Annotated in this window: 10 protein-coding genes and 2 rRNA genes; 7 read left to right on the forward strand and 5 right to left on the reverse strand. The window is 63.5% G+C overall.

What is annotated here, in order from left to right; all coding sequences use genetic code 11:
* Positions 1-107 precede the first annotated feature (107 nt).
* The 4 genes from JNUCC0626_RS24270 to JNUCC0626_RS24285 form a co-directional block, all read right to left on the reverse strand.
* Positions 108-3,193: ribosomal RNA gene (locus tag JNUCC0626_RS24270) — 23S ribosomal RNA — on the reverse strand.
* Positions 3,194-3,533: 340 nt separating this feature from the next.
* Positions 3,534-5,050, reverse strand: a 16S ribosomal RNA gene (locus JNUCC0626_RS24275).
* The 16S and 23S rRNA genes sit together here, the layout of an rRNA operon.
* A 405-nt stretch (positions 5,051-5,455) precedes the next feature.
* On the reverse strand, positions 5,456-6,796 hold the full coding sequence (locus tag JNUCC0626_RS24280) for a polysaccharide lyase 6 family protein (protein WP_394613068.1): 1,341 nt from the start codon (positions 6,794-6,796) through the stop codon (positions 5,456-5,458).
* A 43-nt stretch (positions 6,797-6,839) separates the two neighbouring features.
* Positions 6,840-7,289: an NUDIX hydrolase gene (locus JNUCC0626_RS24285; protein ID WP_394613069.1), complete on the reverse strand. Its 450-nt coding sequence runs from the start codon at positions 7,287-7,289 to the stop codon at positions 6,840-6,842.
* 93 nt (positions 7,290-7,382) lie between these two features.
* On the opposite strand from JNUCC0626_RS24285, the gene JNUCC0626_RS24290 reads away from it, so the two are divergent.
* From JNUCC0626_RS24290 to JNUCC0626_RS24310, 5 genes are all read left to right on the forward strand, one after another.
* Entirely contained in the window at positions 7,383-7,589 is a 207-nt protein-coding gene (locus JNUCC0626_RS24290) for a hypothetical protein (RefSeq protein WP_394613070.1), read from the forward strand.
* A 101-nt stretch (positions 7,590-7,690) separates the two neighbouring features.
* Positions 7,691-8,182, forward strand: coding sequence for an RNA polymerase sigma factor (locus JNUCC0626_RS24295; protein ID WP_394613071.1), 492 nt, complete (start codon positions 7,691-7,693; stop codon positions 8,180-8,182).
* A 15-nt stretch (positions 8,183-8,197) separates the two neighbouring features.
* Positions 8,198-9,886 (forward strand): TIR domain-containing protein, encoded by a 1,689-nt coding sequence (locus JNUCC0626_RS24300; RefSeq protein ID WP_394613072.1) that lies wholly within the window; start codon positions 8,198-8,200, stop codon positions 9,884-9,886.
* 79 nt (positions 9,887-9,965) lie between these two features.
* Positions 9,966-10,895 carry an SPFH domain-containing protein gene (locus JNUCC0626_RS24305; protein ID WP_394613073.1) on the forward strand — a complete coding sequence of 310 codons (930 nt, stop codon included), beginning with the start codon at positions 9,966-9,968 and terminating at the stop codon, positions 10,893-10,895.
* Entirely contained in the window at positions 10,895-11,113 is a 219-nt protein-coding gene (locus JNUCC0626_RS24310) for a hypothetical protein (protein WP_394613074.1), read from the forward strand. The genes JNUCC0626_RS24305 and JNUCC0626_RS24310 overlap by 1 nt, the downstream gene beginning before the upstream one ends.
* A 3-nt stretch (positions 11,114-11,116) precedes the next feature.
* Here the strand turns inward: JNUCC0626_RS24310 and JNUCC0626_RS24315 are convergent, their stop codons facing one another.
* Positions 11,117-11,851: a PIG-L deacetylase family protein gene (locus JNUCC0626_RS24315; RefSeq protein WP_394613076.1), complete on the reverse strand. Its 735-nt coding sequence runs from the start codon at positions 11,849-11,851 to the stop codon at positions 11,117-11,119.
* A gap of 151 nt (positions 11,852-12,002) precedes the next feature.
* Between JNUCC0626_RS24315 and JNUCC0626_RS24320 the strand changes: the two genes are divergently transcribed.
* Both JNUCC0626_RS24320 and rpsT read left to right on the forward strand, forming a co-directional pair.
* Entirely contained in the window at positions 12,003-14,267 is a 2,265-nt protein-coding gene (locus JNUCC0626_RS24320) for a glycoside hydrolase family 3 N-terminal domain-containing protein (RefSeq protein ID WP_394613077.1), read from the forward strand.
* 127 nt (positions 14,268-14,394) lie between these two features.
* Positions 14,395-14,661, forward strand: a complete 267-nt coding sequence (rpsT, locus tag JNUCC0626_RS24325) for a 30S ribosomal protein S20 (RefSeq protein ID WP_394613078.1) — start codon at positions 14,395-14,397, stop codon at positions 14,659-14,661.
* The last annotated feature ends 82 nt before the right edge of the window (positions 14,662-14,743 follow it).

The following is a 14,743-nucleotide window of genomic DNA, read 5'->3' on the forward strand; positions in this document are numbered from 1 at the left end:
ACTATGGAAATATCAACCTGAACCCCGACCAACAGAAACCTTCTCTGCTTGGGGTCGATCGGTTCTGGTTGTTCTCCCAGAACCGCACAGTGGATGCGTAGCGTCTTTGTAACAAGTCCTCGGCCTATTAGTACCAGTCAGCTCCAACCGTTACCGGTCTTCCACCTCTGGCCTATCAACCCAGTGGTCTAGCTGGGGGCCTTAACTCACGAAGAGTGGGATACCTCATCTTGGAACGAGCTTCCCGCTTAGATGCCTTCAGCGGTTATCCCTTCCGAACGTAGCCAACCAGCAATGCTCTTGGCAGAACAACTGGCACACCAGCGGTCCGTCCGTCCCGGTCCTCTCGTACTAGGGACAGCCTTCCTCAAGTATCCTACGCGCGCGGCGGATAGGGACCGAACTGTCTCACGACGTTCTAAACCCAGCTCGCGTACCGCTTTAATGGGCGAACAGCCCAACCCTTGGGACCTACTCCAGCCCCAGGATGCGACGAGCCGACATCGAGGTGCCAAACCATCCCGTCGATATGGACTCTTGGGGAAGATCAGCCTGTTATCCCCGGGGTACCTTTTATCCGTTGAGCGACCACGCTTCCACAAGCCATGGCCGGATCACTAGTTCCGACTTTCGTCCCTGCTCGACCCGTCAGTCTCACAGTCAAGCTCCCTTGTGCACTTGCACTCAACACCTGATTGCCAACCAGGCTGAGGGAACCTTTGAGCGCCTCCGTTACTCTTTGGGAGGCAACCGCCCCAGTTAAACTACCCACCAGGCACTGTCCCTGATCCGGATCACGGACCGAGGTTAGACATCCAATACGACCAGAGTGGTATTTCAACGATGACTCCACAACCACTGGCGTGGCCGCTTCACAGTCTCCCACCTATCCTACACAAGCCGAATCGAACACCAATACCAAGCTATAGTAAAGGTCCCGGGGTCTTTCCGTCCTGCCGCGCGTAACGAGCATCTTTACTCGTAATGCAATTTCGCCGGGCCTGCGGTTGAGACAGTCGAGAAGTCGTTACGCCATTCGTGCAGGTCGGAACTTACCCGACAAGGAATTTCGCTACCTTAGGATGGTTATAGTTACCACCGCCGTTTACTGGCGCTTAAGTTCTCAGCTTCGCCACCGAAGTGACTAACCGGTCCCCTTAACGTTCCAGCACCGGGCAGGCGTCAGTCCATATACATCGTCTTGCGACTTCGCATGGACCTGTGTTTTTAGTAAACAGTCGCTTCTCGCTGGTCTCTGCGGCCGTCTCGCCCTAGCCTGCAAGAGGCTTCAAGCGCTACGGCCCCCCTTCTCCCGAAGTTACGGGGGCATTTTGCCGAGTTCCTTAACCACAGTTCGCCCGATCGCCTTGGTATTCTCTACCTGACCACCTGTGTCGGTTTGGGGTACGGGCCGCGTGAAAGCTCGCTAGAGGCTTTTCTCGGCAGCATGGGATCACTCTACTTCGCCTCAATCGGCTACGCATCACGTCTCAGGCTTAATGAGTTGCGGATTTGCCTACAACTCGCCCTACACGCTTGCACCAGTACTACCACTCACTGGCGGAGCTACCCTCCTGCGTCACCCCATCGCTTGACTACTACAAGTTCAGGTCCCGCGCTCCACATTCCATCTAGCTCCGAAGAGTTTCGACAGGTGCTTCGGGCGGTTAGTATCACAAGGTTCATCATGGGCGCGTTCACACGGGTACGGGAATATCAACCCGTTGTCCATCGACTACGCCTGTCGGCCTCGCCTTAGGTCCCGACTTACCCTGGGCGGATTAGCCTGGCCCAGGAACCCTTGGTCATCCGGCGGACGAGTTTCTCACTCGTCTTTCGCTACTCATGCCTGCATTCTCACTCGCATAGCGTCCACGGCTGGATTACTCCGCCGCTTCAACCGCTACACGACGCTCCCCTACCCATCCCGAGACAAACTCGGAATGACACAGCTTCGGTGGTGTGCTTAAGCCCCGCTACATTGTCGGCGCAGGACCACTTGACCAGTGAGCTATTACGCACTCTTTAAAGGGTGGCTGCTTCTAAGCCAACCTCCTGGCTGTCTGTGCGACCCCACATCCTTTCCCACTTAGCACACACTTAGGGACCTTAGCTGGCGTTCTGGGCTGTTTCCCTCTCGACTACGAAGCTTATCCCCCGCAGTCTCACTGCCGCGCTCTAACACACCGGTATTCGGAGTTTGGTTGATTTCGGTAAGCTTGTGGGCCCCCTAGACCATCCAGTGCTCTACCCCCGGTGAGAAACACACGACGCTGCACCTAAATGCATTTCGGGGAGAACCAGCTATCACGGTGTTTGATTGGCCTTTCACCCCTAACCACAGCTCATCCCCCAGGTTTTCAACCCTGGTGGGTTCGGGCCTCCACGCGGTCTTACCCGCGCTTCACCCTGGCCATGGCTAGATCACACCGCTTCGGGTCTAGACCACGCGACTCAAGCGCCCTATTCAGACTCGCTTTCGCTACGGCTACCCCACACGGGTTAACCTCGCCACGTAGCACTAACTCGCAGGCTCATTCTTCAAAAGGCACGCCGTCACCCCTAAAGGCTCCGACGGATTGTAGGCACACGGTTTCAGGTACTATTTCACTCCCCTCCCGGGGTACTTTTCATCTTTCCCTCACGGTACTAGTCCGCTATCGGTCACCAGGGAGTATTTAGGCTTAGCGGGTGGTCCCGCCAGATTCACAGCGAATTTCACGAGTACGCTGCTACTTGGGAACACTCTAAACAGACGCTAGGTTTTCGAGTACGAGGGTTTCACTCTCTACGCCCGTGCTTTCCAGACACGTTCCTCTAACCACACGTTTTCTGACTGTTTGTCAGCTCGGCAGAACTGACCAAGAGGTCCCACGACCCCGTACACGCAACCCCTGCCGGGTATCACACGAGTACGGTTTAGCCTCATCCGCTTTCGCTCGCCACTACTCACGGAATCACGGTTGTTTTCTCTTCCTGCGGGTACTGAGATGTTTCACTTCCCCGCGTTCCCTCCACATACCCTATGTGTTCAGGTATGGGTGACCCCACATGACTGGGGCCGGGTTTCCCCATTCGGACATTCTAGGATCTCAGCTCGGTTGACAGCTCCCCTAGACTTTTCGCAGTCTCCTACGTCCTTCATCGGCTCCTGGTGCCAAGACATCCACCGTATGCCCTTACTAACTTGCTACAAAGATGCTCGCATCCACTGTGCAGTTCTCAAAGAACAATCAGAAACCCTCGCACTACTGCGTGACGCCGGCCTGAACATCATCAGGTGGTTCATCCGCGGCAAGAGCCCGATCACTGAAAGACACTAAGCGTGTTCTCTCAGGACCCAACAGCGTACCGATCTATTCACTCAGCCCTCTCTGAACCTTTCCACGCGGCGAACCGCAGTACTCACTTCAGCGACAACTGTGTGTCAAGCCAGCCAGCATCCACTAATGAGCCCTACCCAGCATCGAGGCTGGTGCAGGTTCTGGCTTCTGCTGAGACGTTCGCTCAGAACAGAAGCAGATGCTCCTTAGAAAGGAGGTGATCCAGCCGCACCTTCCGGTACGGCTACCTTGTTACGACTTCGTCCCAATCGCCAGTCCCACCTTCGACCGCTCTCCCCCTTGCGGGTTGAGCCACGGGCTTCGGGTGTTACCGACTTTCGTGACGTGACGGGCGGTGTGTACAAGGCCCGGGAACGTATTCACCGCAGCGTTGCTGATCTGCGATTACTAGCGACTCCGACTTCACGGGGTCGAGTTGCAGACCCCGATCCGAACTGAGACCGGCTTTATGGGATTCGCTCCACCTCACGGCTTAGCAGCCCTTTGTACCGGCCATTGTAGCATGTGTGAAGCCCTGGACATAAGGGGCATGATGACTTGACGTCATCCCCACCTTCCTCCGAGTTGACCCCGGCAGTCTCCCATGAGTCCCCACCATTACGTGCTGGCAACATGGAACGAGGGTTGCGCTCGTTGCGGGACTTAACCCAACATCTCACGACACGAGCTGACGACAGCCATGCACCACCTGTACACCGGCCACAAGGGGGCCAATATCTCTACTGGTTTCCAGTGCATGTCAAGCCCAGGTAAGGTTCTTCGCGTTGCATCGAATTAATCCACATGCTCCGCCGCTTGTGCGGGCCCCCGTCAATTCCTTTGAGTTTTAGCCTTGCGGCCGTACTCCCCAGGCGGGGTGCTTAATGCGTTAGCTGCGGCACAGAGGGCGTGGAAGCCCCCCACACCTAGCACCCACCGTTTACGGCGTGGACTACCAGGGTATCTAATCCTGTTCGCTCCCCACGCTTTCGCTCCTCAGCGTCAGTATCGGCCCAGAGACCCGCCTTCGCCACCGGTGTTCCTCCTGATATCTGCGCATTTCACCGCTACACCAGGAATTCCAGTCTCCCCTGCCGAACTCAAGTCTGCCCGTATCGACCGCAAGCTTGGAGTTAAGCCCCAAGTTTTCACGGCCGACGCGACAAACCGCCTACGAGCTCTTTACGCCCAATAATTCCGGACAACGCTCGCACCCTACGTATTACCGCGGCTGCTGGCACGTAGTTAGCCGGTGCTTCTTCTGCAGGTACCGTCACTTGCGCTTCGTCCCTGCTGAAAGAGGTTTACAACCCGAAGGCCGTCATCCCTCACGCGGCGTCGCTGCATCAGGCTTTCGCCCATTGTGCAATATTCCCCACTGCTGCCTCCCGTAGGAGTCTGGGCCGTGTCTCAGTCCCAGTGTGGCCGGTCACCCTCTCAGGCCGGCTACCCGTCGTCGCCTTGGTAGGCCATTACCCCACCAACAAGCTGATAGGCCGCGGGTCCATCCCATACCGCCGGAACTTTCCACCCCCGAAGATGCCTTCAAGGGTCGTATCCGGTATTAGACCTCGTTTCCAAGGCTTATCCCAGAGTACAGGGCAGGTTACCCACGTGTTACTCACCCGTTCGCCGCTCGTGTACCCCGAAGGGCCTTACCGCTCGACTTGCATGTGTTAAGCACGCCGCCAGCGTTCGTCCTGAGCCAGGATCAAACTCTCCAATAAGGATTGTGTTTGATCGCTCCAGACGGAATATGTCTGGCATCAATCTAGTCTTGCCTCAAAGGAACTACCTCGACGAGGAGGTAATTCATATATTACTGGCTGTGTTTCGGCACGCTGTTGAGTTCTCAAAGAACACGCGCTCACCGGTTGCAGTCTCCGTTTCCGGAGGCTTTCTCTCGGGGCTGTGTTTGAAGCTTATTTGGTCTTGCTCTCCGGTGTCAAATCGGCCTCTCGGAGGCTCTTTCTCTTCCGGTTTTTTGGCCAGGCCCGTTCCGGTCTGTATTTCCCGGCCCGCTTCGCTCTGACATGGAGAACATTACACGGGGCCGTTTCGATCTCCAAATCGGGGGGTCCTGGTAACCGCCACGAGGCGGCTACCAGGACAAATGCGTCCGGCGGCGTTCGTCAGGGTGCGGAGACCCCGACGTCGGCCTTCGTCAACGGCTTCCGCACCGCCGACGAGTTGTACTCATCCGCCCCGACATCAGCCTTGCCGGCGCGCGCCTGAAGGTCGAAGTCACGCGTCACATAGGAGTAGGTACCCACCGACGCGTTGATCGCAGGACTTCCGGACGCGAGGCGCAGCAGGCCGTTCGAGTCGCGCGCTAGCTTCGGGTCCACCGTCTTGTAGCCGTTCGGCATGCCGGCGGTGCCGCCCCACACGATGTTGCCCTCGTACTTCACCGTCGAGCCGCTCATCATGTCAACGAGCTTCGAAGACGAGCCCTGAATGATGTTGTTCGCGAGCACGCAGTCCTTGGGCGCGTAAGTGCCCGTGTCGCTGTCGACCACCGCGCCCGTACCGACCAGGGTGTTGAACGCGACGGTCACGCGGTCGGGCCGGTCGTGCGAGGTGGACGACGGACCGCTGTCCGTCTCCGAGCCCTTGCCGAACACGATCGCCCTGTCCCCGGTGTTCTGCACGTAGTTGTTGAACACCTTGTGGTCGTTCCCGTGGAACCGGATGCCACTGCCGAACAGCAGGTTGCCCTCGACCGTGGTGCGGTTGCCGTGCCGCAGGACGATGTAACCCTTGCTGTCGCGAATCGTGTTGAAGCGGATCGTGTTGTCCGAGGACTTCACGGAGATGGCCTCGGGGTCGCCGTTGGCCTTCTCGAAGAGGTTGTACTCGATGATCGCGTTCGCCGACTTCGACTGCTTGTGGCTGTAGCCGAGCCGGATCGACTCGCCGCCGTTCGCGCCGGAGAAACTGTGGTTGTAGAAGTAGTTGTGGTGCACGTGGGTCCGTTGGGCGATCTCGCTGCCCGGACCGGTGATCTGCAGGTACACGCCCTCGCTGCTGCGGTTCGAGAACGTGTTGTGGTCGACCTCGACGTCGTTCGCGCTCACGGTGAGCGAGGCGCCGTCCTTGTTGCCGTTGTAGATGTTGCGGGTGATGCGGGTGGCCTGCGCTTCGACCGGGACCGTCATCGAGCTGGTTCCGTTGAAGACGAAGCCCTCGATCGTCACGTCTCGAACGGCCCCGAGTTCGAGGCCGCCCTTCTCGAACACCGTGCGGCCGACGTTCGCGGCGGCCACGGTGATGCCCGACTTGGTGATCTTGATGGGTTGTTCGGCGGTGTGCACGCCCTCGGCCAGCACGATGCGCTGCCCAGGTCGTGCGGTGTCGATCGCGGCCTGCAGGGAGGACACGCTCGAGACGCCGACGACGGCAGCGAAAGCAGGCACGTGAACGAAGGACGACAGCAGGGCGGCCGCGCCGACTGCGGCCAGTGATCGGATCATTCGCCAACTCCGGTGTTGGGTCGTCGGCGGCGGTAGATCCAAGCTAGCGCAAGATTCCGGCGGGTGGGGCAGTTCGGTACAGACCAAGGGCCGTGTCGAGCGACGGCACTCGGTCCAGTTGTCCGATGTCTGCCACCGGATGCCACTGGGCGAGGTCGGTGGTTCCACCCACCTCGCTGCGCAACTCGCCACTCACCACGCGCACCTCGTACATGATCCGAAGTGCGTGGTAGTCGCGGTCGGGGTCCAGGCGGAGCTCGGAGTCGATGCCGATCAACCGGACCACCTCGACGGCGTACCCGGTCTCCTCCTCGAACTCCCGGATGACGCCGTCGTACGGGTGCTCGCCGTGGTCGATGCCGCCGCCGGGAAGGATCCAACGTTTGCCCTTTGGGCCAAGCCAGCGCGCCAGCAGGATCTCGTCGTTCTCGTTGATGCACACCCCGTAGGCGGCCACCCGCTGCTTCTTCGCCCTCATGGCTTCCCCGCTCATGTGGCTCATCACAGCGCGCCGGCCCGCGGCGGATCAAGTCGGACATCAGCCGGTTGATTGCACGCGCCAGTGGTGTCAGGCACACAACCGCACATGGCAGAACCCCAAGACTCATCACCGTCGCGCGACGACCGGCCGGAGCGCCGCCGACGGGAACCGGACTCGTTCGTCACCCTGCTGAACGCGGCAGCGGTGGGACTCGGCGGCCTCTACGTCAGCACCGGGTCCATCGCGATCGTCGTCCTCGCGGCCGCCCTGGTCTTCCTGTTGTGCCTGATCAACTCGGCACGCGGCCGCTAGCACGCCACCCGTTCGCGTGAATCCACCGCGACGTTGCACGTTTCGCGGCTCCCGGACGCTCCAGGAGATGACGCCCAGCGAAGCGAGTGAGGAGACCGCGTGTGAGCAGGCCCCGCACTGCTGACTTCGACGGGTTCTACCGGACCGAGTTGGCGGCGTTGATCGCATTCCTGATGAAGTGCGGCTTCAGCCACCACGACGCGGAGGACGCCGCTGCAGAGGCGATGGCCCTGGCCGCGCGCACGTGGTCAGAGCTGACCAATCCTGCTGCCTGGGTCCGCACGGTCGCCTATCGAGCCGCCTGCAACGCGACGCGACGGCGCCGTGGTGAGGTCACCGGCGACGTTCCCGACTCCGCAAGCGCCATCAACATCGGTTCGCCGGCGGAACAACAGGACGTGCTTCTGTGGGCGATGAATCAGCTGCCCAGAACACAACGAGTGGTGTTCGTCTGGTACCTCGACGGCTTTCCCCTGTGCGAGATCGCGGAGAACCTCCGCATGGTGGAGAGCACCGTCCGCTCGCACTTCCGCCATGCGAGAGCTGCCCTGAAGAAACTGATCGACGACGGCAACTGGCCGTTCGACGTCTAGCGAGGAGGTGTCGAGATGAGTCACATCGATGACGAGATGGGTGACGAAGACGCGGCACGCGTCGACGCCTTGCTGCGGAACGCCGACGCGGCGTTCGTCGCCGCGGTCGAGGCGAAGACCGACGTCGAAGGCTCACTCGCCAGGTTGAAGGCACGAAACCAGCTCGCCGAGGAGACGGACATGGCGATCTTCGTCAGCTACGCGCACAGCGATGGTAGCCGGATGGCTTCCGCCCTGGTGGAGACACTGCGGGAGCACGGGCTCGACGTGGTGTGGGACGGGGATCTGTCCTCGACCACCCCCCTTTCGCTGTCGTCGTGGATGACGGAGGGCATCCGCGACCGGACCGTGCTGTGCGTACTGTCGGACGCGTACGTCCGCGCGTTCAGCGCGGACAGCCCCGCACAGTTCGAGACGAATCTGTTGCGCCACAGGTTGTACGCGCACAGGAGCACCGAGGCGTGCCCTGTGGTTCCGGTCGCCCCAGCGGGATTCGACGTGCGTCGCACGCCCGCAGTGCTGGCAAACCTCGTCGTCCACAGGTTCGACCCGGTCGGCTGTGACGTCTCGGACCTGGTGGAAAGGCTGGGCGCGGCGGGAACCGCGCCGCGTGTCACCCGAGCGTCGGCACTCGGACTACGCACCTCGTACGAGATCAGCCGCGTCCTCCGCGCGGAGGACGCTCACTCGGAGCGGGCGTGGAAGCTGCTGCACGAACTGCTCGCGAACGAGGACGGGGACGTCGATCTCGCCAGGTCCTTCGAGGTGGCGATCGCCGTCGCCGAGCAACGCGGTGACGTGAGCCTGATCCGGCAGATCACCAGGCGATGTGCGGCTGCTGCTCCCGCCCTCGGCCGCGAGCAGCCCGCGCTGCTCGCCAAGGTCATGATCTTCGGCAAGGCCTGGTACCTCGAGCGTGAGCACCGGCTGACCGCAGCTCTCGCGGCGGCAGAAGAGGGTGTCCGGCTCGCGGAAGGAGTGTCCGACCTGTGGACGCGTGCCGCCGGACTGCGGACCGTGGCTCGGCTCTACCTGAAGCTCGCGGAGCACGGACCGTCCTTCGACCGGGAGTCCCACCTGGGCACCAGCCGGTTCTGGATCACCCGCGCGCACCGCGCCGGCACCGATGAGGTGTGGGCCGCCGAGCGCATGGCCGAATGGAACTACGTCCGGTACCTGCTAACCGGCGACTCGGCACACCTGGACGCGGCACACGAAGGTCTCGACACCGCTGACGGCCTGGGGCAACCCGACGGCCAGCGAACCCTGATGCGTGCCCGGATCACCCTCGCGAAGGGACGGTTCGAGTCGGCCGCGTCGCTGCTCGCCGCTGTGCTGGCCGAGCAACTCCATCCGGAGGTCGAAGCACACGGTCACCGCCTGCTGGCCGACGTCCTGCTCCACCAGGGCGAGCGGAGCCGTGGCGTCTCCGAGCTCCTGCTCGCCATGGAGCTCTTCCAGTCGCTCGGCTCCGACCACGCCGCTGACTCGTGCTGGTGGGAGCTCGTGGGGCTGGCGCCGGAGCGCGTGACCAGAGTGCGGCTGAACCCGGACGACCTCGCGGTGCTCGCCGAGCTGACGGACGATCCGCGGATCCGGCGCCGCGCCGTCGAGGAGCACGCGAAGCGGACCATGATGCGGTTGTTCCCCGGCCGTTCGGCCGCGGACTGGGCTTCGCTGACCGACGACGCGCTGTACCGCTAGCTCCCCCGCACCGGCCCGCGCTTGCGATCACCGCGAAAAAAGTGATATCACTTAGCTACTACTTCGATAGGGGGTCAGGATGAGCGCGACGATCGAGGCGACAGTGCACATGCCCGCACCAGCCGTCCGTGAGAAGCACGCACGGGAGCTGTCGGGTCTGCCGATGTTCTTCCTGGGGTTGGCGGTGTTCGCGGTGATGGTGTGGACGATCATCAGCGGAATCAACTCCGCCGACGCGACCGGAGAGGCGCCGGTGGGGTGGATGATCGCCAGCGTTCTGCTGCTGCTGGCGGTGGCGTTGATCTGGAAGGGGCTCTTCACGGTCGCGCCCGGTGAGGTGCGGGTGTTGCAGTTCCTCGGCCGTTACGTGGGCACGGCGCGCACGGACGGCCTGCGGTGGGCGAACCCGCTCACCACGCGGGAGAAGATCTCCGTCCGGATCCGCAACCACGAGACGGCGACGCTCAAGGTCAACGACGCGGACGGCAACCCGATCGAGATCGCGGCCGTGGTCGTGTGGCAGGTCGAGGACACCGCGCGCGCACGGTTCGAGGTCGACGACTTCGTGCGGTTCGTGGGCATCCAGACCGAAACCGCCGTGCGGCACATCGCGAACAGCTACCCGTACGACAACCACGACGAGACGGGTCTCTCGTTGCGGGAGAACGCGGACGAGATCACCGAGACGCTGGCGATCGAGATCGCGGCACGGGTGCAGTCCGCGGGCGTGAAGGTGATCGAGTCGCGGCTCACGCACCTCGCGTACGCGCCGGAGATCGCCCACGCCATGTTGCAGCGGCAGCAGGCCGGCGCGGTCGTGGCGGCACGCACCAAGATCGTCGAGGGTGCGGTCGGCATGGTCGAGCTCGCGCTGGAGCGGCTCGCCGACCACGAGGTCGTCGAGCTCGACGAGGAACGCAAGGCGGCGATGGTCTCGAACCTGCTCGTCGTCCTGTGCGGGGACCGTTCCACTCAGCCCGTGGTGAACACCGGGTCGCTCTACACCTGATGGTCGATCGCAAAAGCGTTCTGCTCAGGCTTGATCCGGCGGTGCACGACGCGTTGAGCAGGTGGGCGAACGACGAGCTGCGCAGCACCAACGCGCAGATCGAGTTCCTGCTGCGACGTGCGCTGGCGGACGCGGGGCGGTTGCCCGGCGAGGCGAAGAAGATGCCTCGCCGGGGCAGGCCTCCCAAGAAGCCCGCGGAAGAAGACCCGGACGAATGAACGTCAGAGTTCCGGCCGAGCCTCCAGGTCATGGGCGCGGAAGAGCACAGCGTGCTCGACGCCCATGGCCTGGCCGCTCATCGCGGCCAGTTTCGGGATGAAGTCGGCCGGCGCGGGGTGGCCCGGGATCGCGGCCAGGTAGGCGCCGTGTGCTTCGAGTGACCGCACGCCCCGTTGCAACGGCTCCCCCGTCACGTCCACGCCGTGCGTCGCGTTCGGTCCCATCGCGGGAACCAGGTACCAGCGCGGTGAATGTGGTTCGAGTCCCTCGTCGACCTGGTCGGGGAAGACCCAGCGATTGCCCGCGTCGCGCACCGCGTCGAGGGTCGCGAGACCGGCGGCGCGGTGGTCGGCCTGGTCGAAGCCCCACGGCGCCTCGATCGCGAACGAACTGCCCAGCACCACGTCCGGCTTGAACCGGCGGATCTCGCGGCAGATGTCCCGGCGCAGGTCCAGGCCGTAGACGAGAACGCCGTCCGGGTGGTCGAGGATCGTCAGGTGCTGCACGCCGACGACGGCGCAGGCGGCCTCCTGCTCGGCGGTGCGCAGCCGGGCCGTCTCTTTTGGCGGGTTCGGCATCCCGGCTTCTCCCCTGGTGAGCAGGAGGTAGCCGACTTCGATGTTGCTGGCGGTCCAGCGGGCGATCGCCGCGGACGTGCCGTACTCCATATCGTCGGGATGCGCGACGACGCAGAGCACCCGTCTGAACGTCTCCTCAGGCAGCGCGGGCAGTGTCATCCCGCCATTTTCCTCCTTTCGGCGGGGGCTGCTGATCAGGCGTTTCACCTGCATGAAAACGCTGTCATTGAGTTCCTCCGTTCGGAGGTGTTTTGTCCGACTCCCCCTACGCGATGGTGTCCGGCGGGCGCACCGGGAACGTGGAGGAGTCTTGTCTTTGTTCTCCCGCAAGCGCGCCGGACTCGGCGTGCTGGGCGTTGCTGTGGTGATCGCGTCGCTGACACCGGCGGGTGGTCTGGCGGCGGGTAAAGAGATCTATCTGGACAGTCGGGCTTCCACCGAGCGGCGGGTCGAGGACCTGCTGCGGAGGATGACGCTCGAGGAGAAGATCGGGCAGATGGCGCAGATCCGCGTCGGGAAGCTGCGCGGTGACTGCAACAACGTCAACGGGCCGTTGGTCGACTCGTGCCTGAAGGCGGTGCTCGCCGACGCGCACGTCGGGTCGATCCTGTCCGGCGGCGGTGACGCGCCGCTCGACAACACCCCCAAGGCGTGGGCCGAGATGAACAACGCCATCCAGCGCTACGCGTTGGAGAACAACAGGTTGAAGATCCCGATCATCTACGGGTCGGACGGCGTGCACGGGCACAACAACGTCATCTCCGCGACGATGTTCCCGCACCAGATCGGGCTCGGCGCGACGTGGGACCCGGCGTTGCAGGAGAAGATCGGGGTGTCGGCGTCGAAGGCGTTGCGCGCCACCGGTGTCTTCTGGAACTTCGCGCCCGTCTCCGACATCGCGCGCGACACTCGGTGGGGTCGCTACTACGAGACCTACAGCGAGGACCCGTTCCTGTCCGGGCAGCTGGCGGCGGCGAACGTGCGCGGGCAGCAGTCCAAGGTGGACGACACGGCGCAGTTGACCGCGACGGCGAAGCACTTCGCCGGCTACTCGGCGCCGGAGAACGGGCACGACCGCGCGGCGGCGCAGATCCCGATCAGGCAGTTGCAGGACCTCGTGCTGCCGTCGTTCCAGGCGCAGTTCGACGCCGGCGTGAAGACCGTGATGATCAACTCCGGTTCGATCAACGGGGTGCCGGTGCACGCGTCGAAGTACATGTTGCAGACGCAGCTGCGCGACCGCATGGGGTTCAAGGGCGTCGCGGTCTCGGACTGGCAGGACATGCGGTACCTGGTGGACCGGCACAAGGTCGCGCCCGACTACAAGACGGCGATCGCGATGAGCGTCAACGCCGGTGTGGACATGGCGATGGAACCGTCGAACGCGGCCGAGTTCACGTCGTTGCTGCTGGCGAACGTGCGGGACGGCTCGGTGTCGCGCGGGCGGATCGACCAGGCCGTGCGGCGGGTGCTGAAGCTCAAGTTCGACCTGGGGCTGTTCGAGAAGCCGTACGTGGACCCGGCGAAGGCCGACGGCAACGTGGTGAACGCCGACCGCGACCTCGCGCGTCAGGCGGCGGCCGAAGGCACGGTGCTGCTGAAGAACGACGGCGTGCTGCCGTTGCCGACCTCGGCGAAGAAGATCGTCGTGACCGGTGAGACCGCTGATGACGTGCGGCGTCAGCTCGGCGGCTGGACCGTGGAGTGGCAGGGCGTGCCGGACGACTCGCCGTTGCCGCCGACCGCGACCGTGCTGACGGGTGTGCGCGAGGCCGTTCCCGGCGCGTCCGTGGTGCACGCTCAGACTCAGGCCGCGGCGGTGTCCGAGGCGGCGGGTGCGGACGCGGTTGTCGTCGTCCTCGGCGAGAAGCCCGGCGCGGAGGGTCCGGCCGACACAGAGAACCCGATCCTGACCCCGGAGCAACAGGCGTGGGTGGACGCGGTGCAGGCGACCGGCAAGCCGGTGGTCGTGGTGCTGCTGACCGCGCGCCCGCAGGTGCTCGGTGCGGCGGCCGACGCGAACGCGCTGGTCGCGGGCTGGTTGCCGGGCAGCGAGGGCGGCCGGGCGATCGCGGACGTGCTGTTCGGCGCGGTCAACCCGAGCGGCAAGCTGCCGATCTCGTGGCCCAAGGCGCTGGGCGACCCGACGCTCACCTACGACCAGCTGCCTGGCGCGAACACCTCGGCCGGGGCGAAGTACGACCCGCTCTACGCCTTTGGGCACGGGCTGTCGTACACGTCGTTCACGACCTCGGGGACGACGGCGTCGGTGGACCGTTCGAACGGCGTGGTCAAGTTCACGGTGGCGAACACCGGTACGCGTGCGGGCACCACCGTGGTGCCGGTCTACGTGCGTCAGCCGGCCTCACCCGTGCTCACGCCGGACGCCCGGCTGGTGGGCTTCACCCGCGTCGAACTCGCTGCGGGACAGTCGAAGCAGGTCGAGGTGTCGTTCAAGCTGGCCCAGCTCGCGCTGACCGTCGGCGACGTGGACGGTGCCGGACGGCGTGAGGTCGCGCGCGGCGGGTACGAGGCGGTGGTCGGCGCCGAGAAGGCCGCCTTCACGGTGCGCTGAGCTGGCCTGATATCCTTCGTCGTCGTGAACGCGCGGCACTCCGCCGTGGAGGAGAGCCGGTCCGTGTGGCCGGTGCCGACAAAAGCGCGTCACGAACCCCGGTTTCGACAAGAAGGGTGATGTCGCGATGGCGAACATCAAGTCCCAGCTCAAGCGGATCAAGACCAACGAGAAGGCCCGCCTTCGCAACAAGTCGGTCAAGTCGTCCCTGAAGACGGCCATCCGCAAGTTCCGTGAGGCTGCCGAGGCCGGCGACAAGGCGAAGGCCCTGGAGCTGCTGCAGGACGCGTCCCGCAAGCTCGACAAGGCCGCCACCAAGGGCGTCATCCACGCCAACCAGGCCGCCAACAAGAAGTCGGCGATGGCCCAGCGCGCGAACGCCCTCCAGGGCTGATCTCGCTCGCCGAGCTCGCATCGAGCTTCTGGAAGGGCCCCATCTCCTCGCGGAGGCGGGGCCCTTCCGCGTTTCTGGTGTA

The organism is Lentzea sp. JNUCC 0626 (genome assembly GCF_043632865.1).
Classification (GTDB): domain Bacteria; phylum Actinomycetota; class Actinomycetes; order Mycobacteriales; family Pseudonocardiaceae; genus Lentzea.